This is a genomic window from Pseudomonas sp. MYb2, assembly GCF_002979955.1.
Classification (GTDB): domain Bacteria; phylum Pseudomonadota; class Gammaproteobacteria; order Pseudomonadales; family Pseudomonadaceae; genus Aquipseudomonas.
In genome coordinates this window covers 163,022-184,622 of record NZ_PCQC01000009.1, presented here as the reverse complement: position 1 = coordinate 184,622, position 21,601 = coordinate 163,022, and the positions used below count along the sequence as shown (strand labels likewise).

Annotated in this window: 3 protein-coding genes (1 of these 3 only partly in view); all 3 read left to right on the top strand. The window is 63.2% G+C overall.

What is annotated here, in order from left to right:
* The first annotated feature begins 40 nt into the window (after positions 1–40).
* On the top strand, positions 41–6,451 hold the full coding sequence (locus CQ009_RS17485) for a non-ribosomal peptide synthetase (RefSeq protein WP_105707772.1): 6,411 nt from the start codon (positions 41–43) through the stop codon (positions 6,449–6,451).
* A gap of 260 nt (positions 6,452–6,711) precedes the next feature.
* Positions 6,712–19,725 carry a non-ribosomal peptide synthetase gene (locus CQ009_RS17480; protein WP_105707770.1) on the top strand — a complete coding sequence of 4,338 codons (13,014 nt, stop codon included), beginning with the start codon at positions 6,712–6,714 and terminating at the stop codon, positions 19,723–19,725.
* Positions 19,722–21,601, top strand: partial view of a non-ribosomal peptide synthase/polyketide synthase gene (locus tag CQ009_RS17475; RefSeq protein ID WP_105707767.1) — the beginning only. It continues 15,964 nt past the right edge of the window; the window shows 1,880 of its 17,844 coding nt (coding positions 1–1,880); the start codon lies at positions 19,722–19,724; its stop codon lies off the right edge, out of view. The genes CQ009_RS17480 and CQ009_RS17475 overlap by 4 nt, the downstream gene beginning before the upstream one ends.

The window sequence follows — 21,601 nt, the reverse complement described above, 5'->3', positions numbered from 1 at the left end:
CGATGCTTGAATACGTGGCAAATTACATGAGATGGATCTTATGCCGCCTATTTCTGCCAACGTGGCGGACGATCAGTCCGCGCCTGTCGAGACGTACCCTCTGACTGCCGCCCAGCGGGATATCTGGCTGGACCAACAGAGTCGCGGAGATTCGCCGCTGTATAACATTGGCGGTTATGTCGAACTGAGCGGGCCGCTGGACCCGCTGTTGCTGCAATCGGCACTTGAACGGCTGGTAGCCGCAAACGATGCCTTGCGCATTGTTCTGTCAACGGACGTTGGTCACGATGGGTTGCCGCTGCAGAAGTTTGCGCAGGATTTGCCGGTGGCCATGCCGCTGCATGATTTCAGCCAGCACAGCGATCCACGGTCGGCCGCTCAGGCGCTGGTGGAAAAGCACATGGCGCAGGCTTACACATTGAGCGGACAGCCGTTGTTCCGTTTCAGCCTGATTCGCCTTGATCGTCACCGTCACTGGCTGGCGGCGCAGGCCCATCATTTGATCATCGATGGCTGGGGGTTCGGTCTGCTGTTCAAGTCGGTGGGTGAAATCTACAGCGCGTTGTGCCGTGACGAGCAGCTAAACGTAGCGGCGCCGTCCTATGTCGGCTTCATCGACGATGATGCGTCCTACCAGCAGTCATCGCGTTACGAACTCGATCAACGCTACTGGCTGGACAAGTACCGCAGCATTCCCGAACCCTTGTTGACTCCCTGTCATCGCGAACCCCTCGGCGCTGAAATGGCACCAGGTCAAATCCATGTCGAGGCTTTTCCGACGCTGTTGCACGAGCGCATGAAAGACACGTCACGGCAGTTGGGCGGCTCGGCGTTTCATGTACTGCTGGCTGCGCTGCACGTGTATTTCAGTCGTACTGCCCAACGTGACGAGTGGGTGGTCGGCTTGCCGATCCTCAATCGCTCCGGTGCCCGCTTCAAAGGCACTCTAGGGTTATTCACCCAAGTCAGTGCAATGCGCATGGGCTTTGGCCGAACACTGTCATTTGGCGATTTGATCAAAGCGATCGGCGCTGGCCTGAAGCAGGATTTCCGCCATCAACGCTATCCACTGAGCGAGATGAACCGCGCGCTGGGCCTGTTGCGTGAAGACCGCTCGCAACTGTTCGAGCTGTCGGTGTCCTACGAACAAGACGACCATGACTACCGTTACGGCGATGCGCCGGGGCACGTGGTCAAGGTCTCCAACCAGCACGAAGCGACACCGCTGGCCATTCACCTGCGCAGCAACCGCTACAACGACAAGGCCTGGCTGCATCTGGTGTACTCGCCGGCCTATTTCACGGCAGACGAGATCGCGTCGTTTACCGAGCACTTGGTGCTGATCCTGGAGCAAGGCCTGGAGTCTCCTGAACGGATCGTCGCCGATTTCAACCTGATCAGCCCGGCACAACTCGCCCGGTTGAATGAGTGGAATGACACCCGAGTCAGCTATCCGCAAAACCAGACCATTCATCAACGCTTCGAGTCGCGCGTGGCTGAACAGCCGGACGCCGTAGTCGCGACTTATCAGGGGCGGTCGCTGAGTTACGCCGAGCTGAACCGGCAAGCCAATGCGCTGGCCCATCATCTGCTGGGCCTCGGTGTACGGCCCGATGACCGGGTGGCGATTGTTGCCCGCAGAGGCCTGGAAACCTTGGTCGGGCTGCTGGCGATTCTCAAGGCTGGCGCCGCTTATGTGCCGATTGACCCGGCGCATCCCCCCGAGCGCCTGAGTTATCTGCTCAGCGACAGCGCTCCGATGGCGCTGCTGACGCAAAGTGATGTGCGCGAGCGCTTGCCTGCCACAGCGCTGCCGGTGATTGAGCTTGATCGGCGCGAGTGGGCGCTCGACAGCGTCACCAATCCTGAGGTGGCCGGGCTGAATCCTGGCAACCTCGCCTACGTGATTTACACCTCCGGCTCGACCGGGTTGCCCAAGGGCGTGATGGTCGAACACCGCACCTTGGGCAATCTGGTCGACTGGCACTGCGAGGCTTTCGGCCTCGGCCCAGGGCAGCACACGTCGAGCCTGGCCGGGTTCGGTTTCGACGCGATGGCGTGGGAGGTCTGGCCAGCGTTGTGTGCCGGGGCGACGGTGCATTTTTCACCCGCGAGCGACGGCAGCGAAGACATTGATGCGCTGCTCGCCTGGTGGCGTGCGCAGCCGCTGGACGTCAGCTTCTTGCCCACGCCGATTGCCGAATACGCCTTCAGCAAACAACTCGATCATCCGACCTTGCGCACCTTGCTGATCGGCGGCGATCGCCTGCGCCAGTTCAACCGCGCGCAGGGTTTTGCGGTGATCAACAACTATGGCCCGACCGAAGCCACGGTGGTTGCCACTTCAGGACTGATCGCACCGGGGCAGGCGTTGCACATCGGCAAACCAGTCAGCAATGCCACGACTTACCTGCTTGATGATCAACAGCGCCTGGTGCCGATCGGCATCATTGGCGAGTTGTATGTCGGCGGCGCGGGGGTTGCACGGGGCTATTTGAATCGCCCGCAGTTGACGGCCGAACGCTTCCTCGACGACCCGTTCAGTGCGCAGCCGGATGCGCGCATGTATCGCACCGGCGATCTCGCCCGTTGGCGCGCCGACGGCAATCTTGAATACATCGGTCGCAACGATGACCAGGTCAAAGTCCGTGGTGTGCGTGTCGAGTTGGGTGAAATCGAAGCGGCACTCGCCAGCCATGATGCTGTGAGGGAAGCCGTGGTGCTGGTGCGTGACGGCCAACTGTTGGCGTGGTTCACCGAACGTGAATCGCTGGACATCCTGCAACTGCATGCGCACCTGACCTCGCGTTTGCCGGCCGCCATGCTGCCGGCCGCTTACGTTCGTCTGGCGAGTCTGCCCCTGACGGCCAACGGCAAGCTTGACCGCCAGGCCCTGCCGCCACCGGGGCCGGAAGCGTTGATCCGTCGCGAATACGAGGCGCCACAGGGTGACGTCGAAATTGCCCTGGCGCAGATCTGGGCCGAAGTCCTGCAGGTCGAACGGGTAGGGCGTCACGATCATTTCTTTGAGCTGGGCGGCCACTCGTTGCTGGCCGTCGGCCTGATCGAGCGCATGCGTCAGATCGGCATGAGCAGCGATGTGCGGGTGCTGTTCAACCAGCCGACACTGGCCGCGCTGGCTGCGGCGGAGGGCAGCGGCCGCGAAGTCGCGGTGCCGGCCAACCGTATTGCCGCCGATTGCACGCACATCACGCCGGACCTGCTGCCACTGGTGCAACTCGATCAAACGATGATCGAGCGTATCGTCGCAACCGTGCCGGGCGGTGCCGCCAATGTGCAGGACATCTACCCGTTGGCGCCGTTGCAGGAAGGCATTCTCTATCACCACATCACCGCCGCACAGGGCGATCCGTACCTGCTGCAATCACTGCTGGCGTTCGACACTATCGAGCGGGTCGAGGCCTTCGCCGCTGCGTTGCGTCAGGTCATGGCGCGCCACGACATCCTGCGCACGGCAGTGGTCTGGGAAGGGCTGACGTCACCGGTGCAGGTGGTGTGGCGCGAGGCGATTTTGCCGGTGCAGGAGGTCGAACTGGATCCTGCTCACGGCGCGATCATCGATCAATTGCACGAGCGTTTTGACGCGCGGCGCTATCGCCTCGATGTGAGTCAGGCTCCACTGCTGCGCCTGATGTTTGCCCGCGATTCCGCGCATAACCGCGTGGTCGGCATCTTGCTGTTCCACCACTTGGCAATGGATCACGTCGCACTGGAGGCGATGCGCGAAGAAATTCACGCCAGCCTGTCCGGGCACGGCGAACCGCTGGCAGCACCGGTGCCGTACCGCAACTACGTGGCGCAAACGCGCCTGGGCGTCAGCGAGCAGGAGCATGAAGCGTTCTTTCGGCAGATGCTCGGTGACATCGACGAACCGACCTTGCCGTTCGCGCTGCAGAACGTCCAGGGCGACGGCAGCAACATCGAAGAAGCCGAGCAAGCCGTGGCGCCCGAACTCTATCAACGCATGCAGCAGCAGGCACGTCTGGCCGGCGTGAGCGTTGCCAGCCTGATCCACCTCGCCTGGGCGCAGGTGCTGGCGGCGACGTCCGCTCAGCAAAGTGTGGTGTTCGGCACGGTGCTGATGGGCCGCATGCAGGGTGGCGCGGGCGCCGACCGTGCGCTGGGGGTGTTCATCAACACCTTGCCGCTGCGCGTTGATGTCGGCGAAGGCGCGCGCAACGCGGTGAAATCCACTCATGCGCGGCTGAGTGCTTTGCTCGGCCATGAGCACGCTTCTCTGGCGCTGGCCCAGCGTTGCAGTGGCGTTGCCGCACCCGCGCCACTGTTCAGCGCCTTGCTCAACTACCGGCACAGCGATGATGTCGAGCAAAAAACCTCCCGCCAGACCTGGCAGGGTATCGAGACGCTGGCCAACGAAGAGCGCACCAATTACCCGTTTACTTTGAGTGTCGATGACCTCGGCACGGGGTTGCGCCTTACCACCAGAACCTTGTCGAACATTGGCGCGCAACGGATTTGCGCTTACGTGCAGGCGGCTTTGAACGGTTTGGTCGAGGCGTTGGAAACTACCCCGCAACGGCCGTTGAACAGTCTGCCGTTGCTGCCGCAAGAAGAGCTGCACCAGCTGCTGGTCGAGTTCAACGATACGGCAATCGATTGCCCGATGGAGCAGCCGCTGCAGGCACTGTTCGAACAACAGGTTGTGCGTAAACCGGATGCCGTTGCGGTGCAATTTGCCGAGAAGTGCCTGACCTATCGTGAGCTGAACGAGCAGGCCAACCGCTTGGCCCATCATCTGCGCGGGCTGGGCGTTCAGCCGGATGCGCGGGTAGCGATCTGCGTCGAGCGCGGGCCGGAACTGGTGGTCGGTCTGCTGGGCATTCTCAAGGCTGGCGGTGCTTATGTGCCGCTCGATCCCGATTATCCGCTGCAACGCCTGAACTACATGCTGCAGGACAGCGCGCCGGTTGCGCTGCTGGTACATGCCGCGACGCGTGATCTGCTTAGCGAACCCGGCGTGCCGCTGCTCGATCTCGACCTCAGCGCCTGGCAGGACCAGCCGCACGATAATCCGCGGGTGCCGGGTCTCGGCGCGACGAATCTGGCTTATATGATCTACACCTCCGGCTCCACCGGCACCCCGAAGGGGGTGATGATCGAGCACCGCAGTGCCTGCAACATGGTGCACTGGGGCTCGCAACTTGCGCCGCCCACCGAACACGGCGCGTTGCTGCAAAAGGCCCCGTACAGTTTCGACAGTTCGGTGTGGGAGATCTTCTGGCCGCTGTGCTCGGGCATGCGCCTGGTCCTTGCGCGCGCCGATGGCAATCGCGATTCGGCCTATGTGACGCAAGTGATTCGCGAGCAGAACATCACCGTGGTCAAATTCGTGCCGGCGCTGTTGCAGCAGTTCATCGAACAGGACGACGTCAGCCAGTGCACCAGCCTCACCGACGTGCTCAACGGTGGCGGCGAATTGACCGTCGCGCTGGCCCGGCAAGTGCGTGAGCGCCTGCCCTGGGTGCGCCTGCACAACGTCTACGGGCCGACCGAAACCACGGTCGACAGCAGCGGCTGGACGCTGGAACCCGGCGAGCCGCTGCCGCCGACACCGGTGCCGATCGGCAAGGCGCTGAGCAACACGCGGCTGTATGTCCTTGATGCCTGCGATCAACCGGTGCCGCTTGGCGTCAGCGGGCATTTGCACATTGGCGGAGTGGGCGTGGCGCGGGGCTATCTGGGGCTGCCGCAATTGCAGGCCGAGCGTTTTATCGACAGCCCGTTCGTGGCCGGTGATCGTTTGTATCGCACCGGTGATCTGGTGCGTTACGACGCTGACGGCAATCTCCAGTTCCTCGGGCGCAATGACTTTCAGGTCAAGCTGCGCGGGGTGCGTCTTGAGCTGGGCGAGATTGAAGCGCGTCTGCTCGAACACCCGGCCATCCGCGAAGCCGTGGTGCTGGTGCGCGATGAGCGACTGGTGGCTTATTACAGCGTCCGTGCCGAGCTGGCTGCACCGACGCTTGAAGCATTGCGCGCGCATGTGCTGGCGCAGTTGCCGGAGTTCATGGTGCCCGGCGCTTACGTGCTGCTGGCGGCGCTGCCGTTGACGCCCAACGACAAAATCGACCGCAAGGCGTTACCGGAACCGGGGGCGGAGGCGCTGCTCAGCCGGCCTTATGCCGCGCCCGAAGGCGACGTGGAAAGTGCCTTGGCGCAGATCTGGGCGCAGGTGCTCAAGGTTGAGCAGGTCGGGCGCGACGACAACTTCTTCGAACTGGGCGGGCATTCATTGCTGGCGGTGAGTCTGGTTGCGCGCATGCGTCTGGCCGGGCTGCATGTCGATGCGCGGACGCTGTTCAGCCAGCCGACACTGGCTGCGCTGGCGGCCCAGACCTCGCGGCAGGCCAGGCAGGTCGAAATCGCCCAGACCACCATCCCCAACCTCAGCCGCAAACGCCGTCTCTGACGGCGACCACAAACCCTGTAGGAGTGAGCCTGCTCGCGATGGCGTCAGGTCAGGCGATATGTTCGTGACTGACACACCGCAATCGCGAGCAGGCTCACTCCTACAGGGGCCGGTTGTGTGGCCCAGATCCTATATGGCTTGTCCCCGCTTCCCATGTCAGACACCCACGCCCCGATGTTTTAGTTTTTCCAGGCTGCGCGCCGCGTGCACGGACTCGCTGCTGCGCGCTCCTTTTTTTCGTATTTACAGCAGGTTACCTCATGCATTTCAGCGAACTGATGGCTGTTATTTCCACCCATGCGATCCGCCTTCAACAGGAAGATGAAGACCTGGTCATTCTGGGCAGCGACGACGCGCTGGATGACGCGTTGTGGGACAGCCTCTCGGCGCACAAGGCGCAATTGCTGGAACTGGTCGCCCAGCATGGCGGCGACTGGCTGAGCCCGGCCTTTCGCATCACCCCGGACATGCTGCCACTGGTGAATCTGCAGCAGGATGCCCTCGACCGCATCATTGCCACGCTGCCGGGGGGCGCCGCCAACGTGCAGGACATTTATCCATTGTCCGCATTGCAGGAGGGCATGCTGTATCACCATCTCTCGGCGGCTGCCGGCGATCCTTACATTTCCCAGGCGCGGTTCGTGTTCGACAGCCAGCAGAGGCTGGACGCCTTCGCCGACGCGTTGCGCTGGGTGGTCAAGCGTCACGACATTCTGCGCACCTCCTTTGTCTGGGAATATCTCGACGAAGCGGTGCAGGTGGTCTGGCGCGAGGCGCCGCTGGTGTGTGAAGAAATCAGCGTCGACAGCGAGCGTGATGTGCTCACGCAGTTGCTCGAGCGTCACGATCCGCAGCACTTTCGCCTCGATATGCAGCGAGCGCCGCTGCTGCGCATGGTCTATGCGCAGGATCCCGCGCAGGGCCGAGTCGTTGCGTTATTGCTGTTTCATCACATGATCATGGATCACGTCGCGCTGGATGTGCTGCGTCGGGAAATCCAGGCCTGTCTGCTCGGGCAGACTGCGCAAGTGCCTGCGGCGGTGCCGTATCGCGATCATCTGGCCATGGCGCGCAGTGCCGGCAATGAGCAGGCGCAGGAAGCGTTTTTCCGCGAGATGCTCGCCGACATCGACGAGCCGACACTGCCGTGTGGTTTGCAGGATGTGCAGGGTGACGGCCACGCTATCGAGGAAGCCTCGTTGATGCTCGCCAGCCACTTGAGCCGGCAGTTGCGCGAGCAGGCGCGGCAGCTCGGCGTAAGCGTGGCAAGCCTGTTGCATCTGGCGCTGGCGCGGGTGTTGGGGCAATTGTCCGGACGCACGGCGGTGGTGTTCGGCACCGTGTTGCTGGGACGGATGGACGCGGGCGAGGGCGGCGAGCAGGCGCTGGGGATGTTCATCAATACCTTGCCGCTGCGCGTTGATGTCGGTGAGCAAAGCGTGCGCGCTGGCGTGCTGGCGACTCATCGGCGCCTGACCGCTTTACTGGCCCACGAGCAAGCTTCGCTGGCTTTGGCGCAACGTTGCAGCGCCGTCGCGGTGCCAACGCCGCTGTTCAGCGCGATTCTCAACTACCGGCACAGCAGCGTCGAAGAAGTCGCTGACGTGGTCGACATCGCCCCCGGTGTGCAGGTATTGGGTGCCCGCGAGCGCACCAACTATCCGCTGACCATCAATATCGATGACCTCGGCGTGGATTTGCGCATCACTGCGTTGGCGGATGCGGCGCTGGGTGCCACACGCGTGGCGGCTTACCTGAACACCGCGCTGGAAAGTCTGGTCGCAGCCCTGCAAAACTCGCCCGACGCAGCGTTGCATACGCTGCACATTCTGCCGACCAGCGAACGCGAACACCTGTTGCGTGGCGCCAATCTACCGCTGACGCAGTTCCTCGAAACCCCACTGATCCACCAGCAGTTCGAAGCCCACGCACAGGCTCGACCTGACGCCACGGCACTGATGTTCAACGGGCTGACACTCAGCTACGGCGAGCTCAATCGCCGTGCCAACCAGGTCGCCCATTACCTTCTGGCGCTGAACATTCGTCCCGATGATCGTGTGGCCATCTGCGTCGAACGCGGCCCGCAAATGATCATCGGCCTGCTCGGCGTGCTCAAGGCCGGCGCCGGTTACGTGCCGATCGATCCGGCTTATCCGCTCGACAGAATCAGTTTCACCTTGCAGGACAGCGCCCCGGTGGCGGTGCTGATGCAAGCGGCGACGCGTGATCGCGTGGCCGCTCTCGAGGTGCCGCAGATCGACCTCGACAGCGCTCACCTCAAGGCCGAACTCGACAGCGATCCGCAGATTCCCGGGCTGACCCCGGCGCATCTGGCGTATGTGATCTACACCTCCGGTTCCACCGGTTTGCCCAAAGGCGTGATGGTCGAGCACCGCAACGTGGTGCGGCTGTTTTCTGCCACCGATGACTGGTTCCAGTTCAATCAGCAAGACATCTGGGCGCTGTTCCATTCCTTCGCCTTCGACTTTTCGGTATGGGAAATCTGGGGCGCGCTGGCGTTCGGCGGGCAATTGCTGTTGATCCCGCAAGCCGTCAGCCGCTCGCCGGACGACTGTTATGCATTGCTTTGCGAAACCGGTGTGACCGTGCTCAATCAGACGCCAAGCGCCTTCCGCCAACTGATCGCCGCGCAGGGTCGCAGTCAGTTGCAGCATTCCTTGCGGGAAGTGATTTTCGGTGGCGAAGCCTTGGAGCCGGGCCTGCTCAAACCGTGGTACGCGCGGGTCGGCAATGCCGGTACACGGCTGGTCAACATGTACGGCATCACTGAAACAACCGTGCACGTGACCTATCGACCGTTGCAGGCCGCCGACGCTCTGTTGGTCGGCGTCAGCCCGATTGGTGTGCGCATTCCCGACCTGCAACTGTATGTCCTCGATGCTCAGCATGAACCGGTTCCGGTCGGCGTGATCGGCGAGTTGTATGTCGGCGGGGCCGGCGTGGCGCGCGGTTATCTGAATCGTGAGGCGCTAACGAGCGAGCGCTTTATCAATGATCCGTTCAGTGAAAATGCCAATGCACGGTTATACAAAACCGGCGACCTGGCGCGTTGGGCCGCCGACGGCAGCCTCGAATACCTGGGGCGTAATGACGATCAGGTGAAAATTCGCGGTTTCCGCATTGAATTGGGCGAAATCGAAGCACGCCTGTCTGCCTGCGCAGGTGTGCGCGAAGCGGTGGTGATCGCCCGTGAGGACAGCCCTGGCGATCAGCGTCTGGTCGCCTATTGGCTGGCCGACGAAGGCGCCGCACCGGATGTCGCGCAATTGCGCGATCAACTGCTGGTGTCGCTGGCTGAGTACATGGTCCCTAGCGCCTTCGTGCGTCTGGACGCTTTGCCGCTGACCGCCAATGGCAAACTCGACCGCAAAGCCCTGCCGGCACCGGACAGCGACGCCTTCGCCTATCGTGGTTTCGAAGCGCCGGTCGGTGCCGTGGAAAACCTGATTGCCGAACTCTGGCAGACATTACTCGGTGTCGAGCAGGTCGGCCGCCATGACAATTTCTTCGAACTCGGTGGTCATTCGCTGCTGGCGGTGAAGCTGATCGAGCGTATGCGCCAACAGGATTTGCATTGTGACGTGCGCGTACTGTTTGGTCAGCCAAGCGTGGCAGCGCTGGCGGCGAACTTGAACAGCGAACGTGCCATCGTCGTTCCCGACAACCTGATCGAACCGGGTTGCACGCGCATTACTCCGGCGATGCTGCCGCTGGCCAATCTCGATCAAGCCGCGATCGACCGTGTCGTTGCAACGGTGCCGGGCGGCATCGCCAATGTGCAGGACATCTATGGCCTGGCGCCATTGCAGGCAGGGATTCTCTATCACCATCTGGCGACCAGCGCCGGTGATCCGTATGTGTTGCAGGCGCAATTCGCCTTCGACGGTTTGCCACAGATCAAAGCCTTCGTTCGCGCCTTGAACGGTGTAATCAAACGCCATGACATTCTGCGCACCGGCGTGGTCTGGGAAGGGCTCGAAGAGGCCGTGCAAGTGGTCTGCCGTGAGGCGCCGCTGGCGCTGGAACGCGTCGATGCCGATGAACTCGACGGCGACGTGCTGGAGCAGATGCAGGCGCGTTTCGATCCACGCCACTACCGTCTGGACCTCAATCGCGCGCCGCTGATGCGCTTTGTCTACACCGAAGATCAGCCGCACGAGCGCTGGATCGGCATTCTTCTGCTGCACCATATCGTCCTCGATCACACGGCGCTGGAAGTGCTGATTGCGGAAATGAACGACGTCATGCTTGGCCGCAGCATCGACTTGCCGCCGCCGGTGCAATACCGCCACTTTGTCGCACAGGCGCGGCTCGGCGCCGATGATCAGGCGCACGAGGCGTTCTTCCGCGAGATGCTCGGCGACATTGACGAGCCGACCGTGGCGTTCGGTCTGCAGGACGTGCACGGCGATGGCAGCGATATCCTCGACAGTCATTTGGAACTTGATGGCGGCCTCGGCCAGCGTTTGCGCGAGCAGGCGCGGCGCTTGGGTGTCAGCGTGGCCAGTCTGGTGCACCAAGCCTGGGCTCAGGTGCTGGCGCAGGTTTCCGGTCAGCAGGACGTGGTGTTCGGCACCGTATTACTCGGGCGTATGCAGGGCGGAGAGGGCGCTGATCGGGCGTTGGGCATGTTCATCAACACCTTGCCGCTGCGCGTCAGCGTCGGTGTCGAGACGGTGGAGAGCGGCGTGCGTGGCACCCATGCGCGCCTGGCGCAGTTGCTCGGCCATGAGCAAGCCTCGCTGGCACTGGCCCAGCGTTGCAGCGGTATCGCCGGTTCGCAGACGCTGTTCAGCACCTTGCTCAACTACCGCCACAGTGCGCCGGAATCGGCCGCGGTAGCGTGGGACGGCGTGCAGATTCTCAGCTCGCGTGAACGCAGCAACTATCCGTTGGTGGTCAGCGTCGACGACCTCGGCGAAGGTTTCCGCTTGAGCGTACAAGCCGTGCCGCAAGTAGACGGCGCGCGGGTTTGTGATTACCTGCAAACCGCGTTGCACAGTCTGGTCACGGCACTTGAATACACGCCGACGGCGCCGTTGCAGCAACTGACGATCGTGTCGCCAAGCGAACGCCAACGGGTGCTGGTCGGCTTCAATATCAGCGGTCGTGAATACCCGCCCGCGCAGACCGTACCGCGTCTGTTCGAAGCGCAAGTCGCGGCGCGGCCCGAGGCGCTGGCGGTGGTGCAGGGCGAGCAACAGTTCAGCTACTGCGAACTGAATCAGCGCGCCAATCGCCTCGCGCATCACTTGACCGGCCTCGGCGTGCAAGTCGATGACCGTGTTGCGCTGTGCCTGCGTCGCGGCCCGGACATGCTCGTTGCGCTGCTGGCGATTCTCAAGGCCGGCGCCGGTTATGTGCCGATTGATCCTGAATACCCGGCTGAACGCATCGCCTACCTGTTGCAGGACAGCGACCCGATCGCGGTGCTGGCGCAGGCCTCGACGCGCGACCTGCTTGGCGCTGTACCCGTGATCGATCTCGACGCCAACGACTGGCGGCACTTGCCTGACACCAACCCGGCCCTGTCGAGGCTGACTCCGGCGAATCTGGCCTACGTGATCTACACCTCGGGTTCCACCGGGCAGCCGAAAGGCGTGATGGTCGAGCACCGCACTCTGGAAAACCTCGTGCACTGGCACGCCGAAGCTTTCGATCTGCACGCCGGCAGCCACACCGCCAGCGTCGCCGGTTGCGGTTTCGATGCCATGGCCTGGGAAGTCTGGCCGGCGTTGTGCGTCGGCGCGACTTTGCATCTGCCACCGTCATCGATCAAAAACGAACACCTCGATGAACTGCTCGAATGGTGGCGCGCGCAGCCGTTGCAGGTGAGTTTTCTGCCGACCCCGGTGGCCGAATATGCCTTCAGTCGTGAATTGGGCCATCCGACCCTGCGCACATTGCTGATCGGTGGCGATAAATTGCGCCAGTTCCCGCGAGATCAGACGTTCGATGTGATCAACAACTACGGCCCGACCGAAGCCACGGTGGTGGCGACGTCCGGGCGCATCGAACCCGGGCAGGTTCTGCACATCGGCCGGCCGATTGCCAATGCGCGGGTTTATCTGCTGGACCGTCAGCAACAACCCGTGCCGAGCGGTGTGCAGGGCGAGTTGTATGTCGGCGGCGCCGGAGTTGCGCGCGGCTATCTGCATCGCCCGGAACTGACCGCTGCGCAGTTCCTCGACGATCCGTTCAGCGACGAGCCGCACGCGCGGATGTACCGCACCGGCGACCTCGCGCGCTGGCTGGACGACGGCAATATCGAATACCTGGGACGCAACGACGATCAGGTGAAACTGCGCGGTGTACGGATTGAGCTGGGCGAAATCGAGGCGGCGCTGAGCGCACATGATGCGATCCGCGAATGCGTGGTGCTGGTGCGCGACGGACGCTTGCTCGCCTGGTTCACGGAAATCGCGTCGGTCGAGATCAGCGCCTTGCACCAGCACCTGCAAGCGCGACTGCCGGACACTTTATTGCCCGCGGCTTACGTGCGCCTGGGCAGCCTGCCGCTGACCGCCCACGGCAAACTCGACCGCAAGGCCTTGCCCGAGCCGGATCAGGACGCGTGGCTCAGCCGTGCATATGAAGCGCCACAAGGCCCGGTCGAAACAGCGTTGGCGCAGATCTGGGCCGACGTACTCAACATCGAACAGATCGGTCGTCACGACAATTTCTTCGAACTCGGCGGCCATTCGCTGCTGGCGGTGAGCCTGATCGAGCGCATGCGTCAGGCCGGTCTGAGCGCCGATGTGCGGGTGCTGTTCAACCAGCCGAGTCTGGCCGCGCTGGCGCGGGCCTTGGGCAGTGGCCGGGAAATCGCAGTGCCGGTCAACCTGATTGCGGCCGATTGCACACACATCACCCCGGACATGTTGACCCTGACCACACTGGATCAGGCCAGCATTGATCGTATCGTCGCGACGGTACCGGGTGGCGCCGCCAATGTGCAGGATATCTACCCGCTGGCACCGTTGCAGGAAGGCATTCTTTATCACCATTTGAGTGCCGAGCAGGGCGATCCGTACCTGCTGCAATCGCGTCTGGCCTTCGACAGCCTCGAACGTTTGCAGACTTTCACCACACACTTGCAGCAGGTCATCGCCCGTCACGACATTCTGCGCACTAGCGTGGTCTGGGAAGGCCTGCCCAACCCGCAGCAGGTGGTCTGGCGTGAGGCGCAGATGGTCGTGCAGCAAGTGGGGCTGGATGCGCAGGACGGTGACATTCTCGAACAGTTGCACGCACGTTTCGATGCACGGCATTACCGCCTCGACCTGAATCAGGCACCGCTGATCCGCATGGTCTACGCCGAAGATCCGTTGCAGCAGCAAGTGGTCGCCATCGTGTTGTTCCATCACTCGATTCTCGACCACACCGCGATGGAAGTGATCGGTCGGGAAATGCACGCGTTGATGTTCGATCAACTCGACACGCTGACGCCGCCGATGCCCTACCGCAACTACGTGGCGCAGGCCCGCCTGGGCGCCGACGAGCAGGAGCACGAAGCGTTCTTCCGCGAGATGCTCGGCGATATCGATGAGCCGAGCTTGCCCTTCGGACTACAGGATGTGCAGGGCGACGGTCGCGGCATCGAAGAAGCGCTGCAGCCGGTCGATGCCGCGCTCAATCTGCGTTTGCGTGAACAGGCCCGGCAATTGGGCGTCAGCCCGGCGAGCCTGATGCACATGGCCTGGGCGCAGGTGCTGGGCGTGGTCTGCGGGCGCCGCGACGTGGTGTTTGGCACCGTGTTGACGGGGCGCATGCAGGGCGGTGAGGGCGCCGACCGCACGCTCGGGGTATTCATCAATACCTTGCCGCTGCGAGTTGATCTCGCTGAAGGCGTGCGCGCCGGGGTGAAAACCACGCACGCGCGGCTGACGGCGCTGCTCGGCCATGAGCACGCCTCGTTGGCGCTGGCGCAGCGCTGCAGCGCCATGACCGGTTCGACGCCGCTGTTCAGCGCGTTGCTCAACTATCGACACAGTGCCGCCGAGCAGCAGCCGCACGACGGCCAGGGCATCTGGCAAGGCGTGCGCATGCTCGGCGGCGAGGAACGCAGCAATTATCCGCTGACCCTGTCGGTCGATGATCTGGGCGAAGCCTTTGCCCTCAATGTGCTCGCGGTCGCAGAGATCGGCGCGCAACGGATTTGCAGTTACATGCACACCGCGCTCGAACATCTGGTGACGGCACTGGAGCAGGCGCCGCAACGTCCGCTCAACCGTTTGCCGGTGCTTTCGGTGGCGGAATACGAACACTTGCTGGTCGGCTTCAACCAGCACTCAGCGGCCTATCCGCGTGGCGCGACGATTCAGCGCTTGGTCGAGGCGCAGGCCGAGCAGCAGCCGCATGCACTGGCAGTTGTTCAAGGCACGCAGCACCTGACCTACGCGCAGCTCAACCAGCGGGCCAATCGCCTGGCCCATCACTTGCTCGGGCTCGGCGTGCAACCCGATGACCGCGTCGCCGTGTGCCTGCGCCGTAGCCCGGACATGCTCATCGCGTTGCTGGCGATCCTCAAGGCCGGCGCCGGTTATGTGCCGGTGGATCCGGCGTATCCGGCAGAACGCATCGCCTATCTGTTGCAGGACAGCGCGCCGATAGCGGTGCTGGCGCAGGCGTCGACGGCTGATTTGCTTGGCGCCGTGCCGCTGATTGATCTGGACCATCCCACTTGGCAGCACTTGTCCGAGAGCAATCCGCAACTGCCGACGCTGACGCCAGCGCACCTTGCCTACGTGATCTACACCTCCGGCTCCACCGGCCAGCCGAAGGGCGTGATGGTCGAACACGCGACGCTGGAAAACCTCGTGCACTGGCACTGCGAGGCCTTTGACCTGCGCACCGGCAGCCACACGTCGAGCGTCGCCGGATTCGGGTTTGACGCCATGGCGTGGGAGGTCTGGCCGGCGTTGTGTGTCGGCGCGACCCTGCACCTGCCGCCGCAGTCGGTAAGCAACGAGCATCTCGACGAGTTGTTGGCGTGGTGGCGTGCGCAGCCGTTGCAGGTGAGTTTCCTGCCGACGCCGGTGGCCGAATATGCGTTCAGTCGCGACCTCGGCCATCCGACTTTGCGCACGCTGTTGATCGGTGGCGACAAGCTGCGGCAGTTGCCGCGTGAGCAGACCTTCGCGGTGATCAATAACTACGGCCCGACCGAAGCCACGGTGGTTGCCACCTCCGGCGCGGTCGAGGCCGGGCAAGTGCTGAATATCGGCCGGCCAATGGCCAACGCGAAGATTTACCTGCTCGACGACCAGCAGCGCCCCGTCCCGGTCGGCGTCGCTGGTGAGTTGTATGTCGGCGGTGCCGGCGTGGCGCGCGGTTATCTGCATCGTCCCGAGCTGACTGCCGAACGCTTCCTCGACGACCCGTTCAGCGACGCACCGCAGGCGCGCATGTACCGCACCGGCGACCTCGCACGCTGGCTCGCTGACGGCACCGTTGAATACCTGGGGCGTAACGATGATCAGGTCAAGTTGCGTGGCGTGCGCATCGAACCGGGTGAAATCGAAGCGGCGTTGAGCGCTCACGAGGCCGTGCAGGATTGCGTGGTGCTGGTGCGCGACGGCCAGTTGCTGGCGTGGTTTACCGAACGCCTGAGCGTCGAGATCGAGGATCTGCGCAGCCATCTGCAGACGCAGTTGCCGCAAGCCCTGGTGCCCGCCGCTTACGTGCGCCTGCGAGCACTGCCGCTGACCGCCAACGGCAAACTCGACCGCAAGGCGTTGCCGGAGCCGGATCAAACGGCGTGGCTGAGCCGCGAATATGCCGCGCCGCAAGGTGCGGTGGAAATCGCGCTGGCGCAGATCTGGTCCGAAGTCCTCAACCTCGAGCAGGTTGGCCGTCACGACAACTTCTTCGAACTCGGCGGGCATTCGTTGCTGGCGGTGACGTTGATCGAACGCATGCGCCAGGTCGATCTGAGCACCGACGTGCGCGTGTTGTTCAGCCAGCCGACTCTGGCCGCGCTGGCGGCATCGGTGGGCAGTGGCCGCGAGGTTGCAGTGCCGGATAATCTGATTCCGGCCGATTGCACGCACATCACTGCGGACATGCTGCCGCTGGTGCAACTGGATCAGGCCAGTGTCGAGCGCATCGTTGCGACCGTGCCGGGCGGCGCGGCAAATGTGCAGGATATTTACCCGCTGGCACCGTTGCAGGAGGGGATTCTGTATCACCACCTCAGCGCGCAGGGCGATCCGTACCTGCTGCAATCGTGCCTGGCGTTCGACAGCCTCGAGCGTTTTCAAGGGTTCGCGGCGGCGCTGCGTCAGGTCATGACGCGTCACGACATCCTGCGCACGTCGATTGTCTGGCAAGGGCTCGCGGCGCCGGTGCAAGTGGTCTGGCGCCATGCCGAGCTACCGGTCCAAGCCGTGGAGCTTGAGCCAGCGCAGGGAGAGGCCATCGAACAGCTGCGTGCGCGCTTCGATGCGCGGCACTGGCGAATGGACTTGGACCAGGCACCGCTGCTGCGTCTGGTGTATGCCCTCGACGCGGACCATCAGCGCGTCGTCGCCATGCTGTTGTTCCACCACATCGCCATGGACCACACCGCGTTGGCGGTGGTCAGTGAAGAAATGCAGGCGATTCTGCGCGGCGATGAGCGATTGCCGGTCGCCGCTGTGCCGTACCGCAATTATGTTGCGCAGACTCGTCTTGGTGTCAGCGAACAAGAGCACGAAGTGTTCTTCCGCGAAATGCTCGGCGACATCGACGAACCGACACTGCCGTTCGGTTTGCAGGACGTGCACGGCGACGGCAATGACATCGAGGAAGTCAGCCAAGCGCTGCCCGCCGTGGTGGCGCAGCGTTTGCGCAGTCAGGCGCGCTTGCTCGGCGTCAGCGTCGCCAGCCTGTTCCATCTCGCCTGGGCGCGGGTGCTGGCGGCAACGTCCGGCCAGGAACGGGTGGTGTTCGGCACGGTGCTGCTTGGCCGCATGCAGGGCGGGGCGGGCGCGGATCGCGGGTTGGGCATGTTCATCAACACCTTGCCATTGCGCGTGGATGTCGATGAGTCCGACGTGCGCGCCGGAGTCAAGGCGACCCATGCGCGGCTCAGTGCGCTGTTGGCGCACGAACATGCGTCGCTGGCGTTGGCCCAGCGTTGCAGCGGTGTCGCCGCGCCGTCGCCGTTGTTCAGCGCAATGCTCAACTATCGGCACAGCGACAGTGAGGCCCGTCAGAACGCCAAGCGTGAATCCTGGCAGGGCATCGAATCCCTGGCCGGCGAGGAGCGCACCAATTACCCGTTGACCCTCAACGTCGACGATCTGGGCAGTGGCTTCCAACTGACGGTGATGACCCCATCGCGCATCGGTGCGGCACGCATCGGCCAGTTCATGCAGAACGCGCTGATCGCGCTGGTTGCAGCGTTGCAGCACACCCCCCAGCAACCGCTGAACCGCCTGACGGTGTTGCCGGAGGAGGAGCGGCAGGCGTTGCTGTTCGGCCTCAACGACACCGCCGTCGATTACGATTTGCAGCAGACGCTTCATGGCTTGTTCGAGGCGCAGGTGCAGCGTACGCCGGAGGCTGTGGCCGTCGTTGCCGGCGAACAGGCATTGAGCTATACGCAACTGAACGAACGCGCCAACCGCTTGGCCCGGCACTTGATCAGCCTCGGCGTGCAAGTGGATGCACGGGTGGCGATCTGCGTCGAACGCAGTCTGGAAATGGTCATCGGTCTGCTGGCGATCAACAAGGCCGGCGCCGGTTATGTGCCGCTCGACCCGGCCTATCCGCCGGAACGTCTGGCCTACATGCTTGAGGACAGCGCGCCGGCCGTGGTGCTGGTGCACCGGGCGACCCGCGAGTTGCTGGCAGACATCTCGGCACCGCTGATTGATCTCGACCAGAACACCTGGCAATCGCTGTCTGCCGACAATCCGAAGATCCCGGATCTGACGCCGCAACACAGCGCCTACGTGATCTACACCTCCGGCTCGACCGGCCAGCCCAAAGGCGTGGTCAACGAACATGCCGGTGTGGTCAACCGCTTGTTGTGGATGCAGGACGCTTATCGCCTGACGGCTGCCGATTCGGTGTTGCAGAAAACTCCGTTCAGTTTCGACGTGTCGGTTTGGGAGTTCTTCTGGCCGTTGATGACCGGCGCGCGACTGGTCATGGCGCGGCCCGACGGGCACAAGGATCCGCAATACCTGAGCGAAGTGATCGAGCGTGAACACATCACCACGCTGCACTTTGTGCCGTCGATGCTCGACGTGTTCCTCGCCAACAGCGACACCGCGCGCTGCGACGGCGTGCGTCGGGTGATGTGCAGCGGTGAGGCGCTGCCGGGCAGTCTGGTGCGGCGTTTCAAACTCCAGTTAACGGGCAGCGAGTTGCATAACCTCTACGGCCCGACTGAAGCCGCCGTCGATGTCACTGCGTGGAACTGCGCCGGGCCTATCGAACAGACTCCGGACAACACGCCGATCGGCAAACCGATCGCCAACACCCGCCTGTACATCCTCGATGCGCAACAACAACCGGTGCCGCAAGGCGTAGTCGGTGAGTTGTACATCGGCGGCGTGCAGGTGGCGCGGGGGTATCTGAACCGACCTGAGCTGAGTGCCGAGCGCTTCCTCGACGATCCGTTCCAGCCGAGCGGGCGGATGTATCGCACCGGTGACGTCGCCCGCTATCGGGCGGACGGCAGCATCGAGTACCTGGGTCGTAACGACGATCAGGTGAAGATCCGTGGCTTGCGCATTGAACTGGGCGAAATTCAGGCACGGCTTGCCCGGATCGAAGGTGTGCAGGAGGCCGTGGTGGTCGCCCGCGAAGACGTGCCGGGCGACAAACGTCTGGTCGCGTATTACACCGGTGAACGGCTGGACATCGGCCTGCTGCGCAGTCATTTGCTCGAGCATTTGCCGGACTACATGGTGCCCGCCGTGTTCGTGTATCTCGACGCTTTGCCGCTGAGCCCCAACGGCAAACTCGACCGCAAAGCACTGCCGGCGCCGGATCAGCAATCGCTGAAAGCACGCGAATACGAAGCCCCGGTCGGTGAAGTCGAAATCACCCTCGCACGGCTCTGGGCCGAACTGCTCAACGTTGAACGGGTAGGGCGTCACGACCACTTTTTTGAGCTGGGCGGTCACTCGCTGCTGGCGGTCAGTCTGATCGGCCGGCTGCGTCAGGAAGGCATGGAGGCCAACGTCAGGGCGTTGTTCGAACAACCGACCCTGGCCGGCTACGCCGCAATTACGGAAAGAATGGAGATCGTCCTGTGAATGTGCTCGAACTGTTGGCAACCCTGAAGGCAAAAGACATTCAGTTGGCGGTGACCGATGAGCAATTGCGCGTCAATGGCAACAAACAGGCGTTGAGCGATACGGCGCTGCTGGCCGCGTTGCGCGAGCACAAACCGGCGCTGATCGAACTGATCAAGGCCGGGCAATACTCGGCCAGCCGGGTCGGCCAGATCGACGTGCCGGCCAACGGCATCCTTCCCGGCAGCACGCGAATCACGCCAGCGATGGTGACCCTGGCTGAAGTCGATCAGCCAACCCTCGACCGCTTGATCGCCGACGTACCGGGTGGCGCCGCCAATGTCCAGGACATCTACCCGCTGGCGCCATTGCAGGAAGGCATTCTCTATCACCATGCGAGCAACGAGCAGGGCGATCCGTACGTCATGCAATCGTACTTCGCGTACAGCAGCCGTGAGCGTTTGCAGGATTTCGCTCAAGCCTTGCAAAAGGTCATCGATCGCCACGACATCCTGCGTACGGCGGTGCATTGGGAAGGGCTGGACGTGCCGCTGCAAGTGATCTGGCGCCAAGCGCAGTTGCCGATGGAAGAGGTCGTGCTGCAAGACAGCGAGACCGATGTACTGAAGCAAATGCACCAACGCTTCGATGCACGGCATTTCCGTCTGGACGTCAGGCACGCACCGATGATGCGGCTGGCCTACGCGTGGGATGAAGGCGGTCAGCGCGTGGTCGCAACCTTGTTGTTCCATCACATGGCCCTGGACCACTCGGCGCTCGACGTGGTGCGTCACGAACTGTTCGCCTGCCTCACCGGTCAGGACGAATTGCTAGGACGGCCGGTGCCATTTCGCAATTACGTGGCCCAAGCACGGCTGGGCATCAGCGAAGCCGAGCACGAGGCGTTTTTCCGCGAGATGCTTGCGGACATTGCCGAGCCGACGTTGCCCTATGGTTTGCAGGACGTGCAGGGCGACGGCCTCGGTATCGCCGAGCTGAGCCTGCCGGTCGATCCGCTGCTCGGCCAGCGTCTGCGCGCGCAGGCGCGGCAGCTTGGCGTGAGTGCTGCGAGCTTGTTCCATCTGGGCTGGGCGCAGGTGTTGGCGGTGGTCACTGGCAAGCAGAATGTGGTCTTCGGTACGGTGCTGATGGGCCGCATGCAAGGCGCTGAAGCCACCGAACGGGCGTTGGGGATCTTCATCAACACCTTGCCGCTGCGGGTCGATGTCGATGCGCAAGGCGTGCGCGCGGCGGTGGAGGCGACCCACAAACGCCTGACCACGCTGATGCGTCACGAACACGCGCCGCTGGCACTGGCCCAGCGTTGCAGCGGCGTGGTCGCGCCGACGCCGTTGTTCAGTGCCTTGCTCAATTACCGTCACAGCCACACGGCGGCGACCGCGAGTGCCGAGACCCTGGCTGCCTGGGAAGGCATCAGCACGATCAGCTCCGAAGAACGCACCAACTACCCACTGACCCTGAGCGTCGATGATTTCGGCGATGCGTTCAGCCTGACCTTGCTGGCTACCACCGAGGTCGATCCACAGCGTATCTGCGATTACCTGCACTGCGCCCTGGAAAGTCTGGTACTCGCGCTGGAACAGGCGCCGGACACCGCGCTCAATCAACTGCCGATTCTGCCGGCGGCAGAGCGCGAGCAGGTGCTGCTAGCGTTCAATGCCACTTACGCCAACTACCCGACGACGTTGACCGTCGCCCAACGTTTCGAGGCACAAGTGGCGCAGCGGCCCGAAGCCGTGGCTGCGCAATACCTCGGTGAGCAACTGAGCTATGCCGAACTCAACCGGCATGCCAACGCGCTGGCCCATCATTTGATCGCGCTCGGGGTGAAGCCCGACGATCGCGTCGCCATCGTCGCCCGGCGTGGCCTCGATAC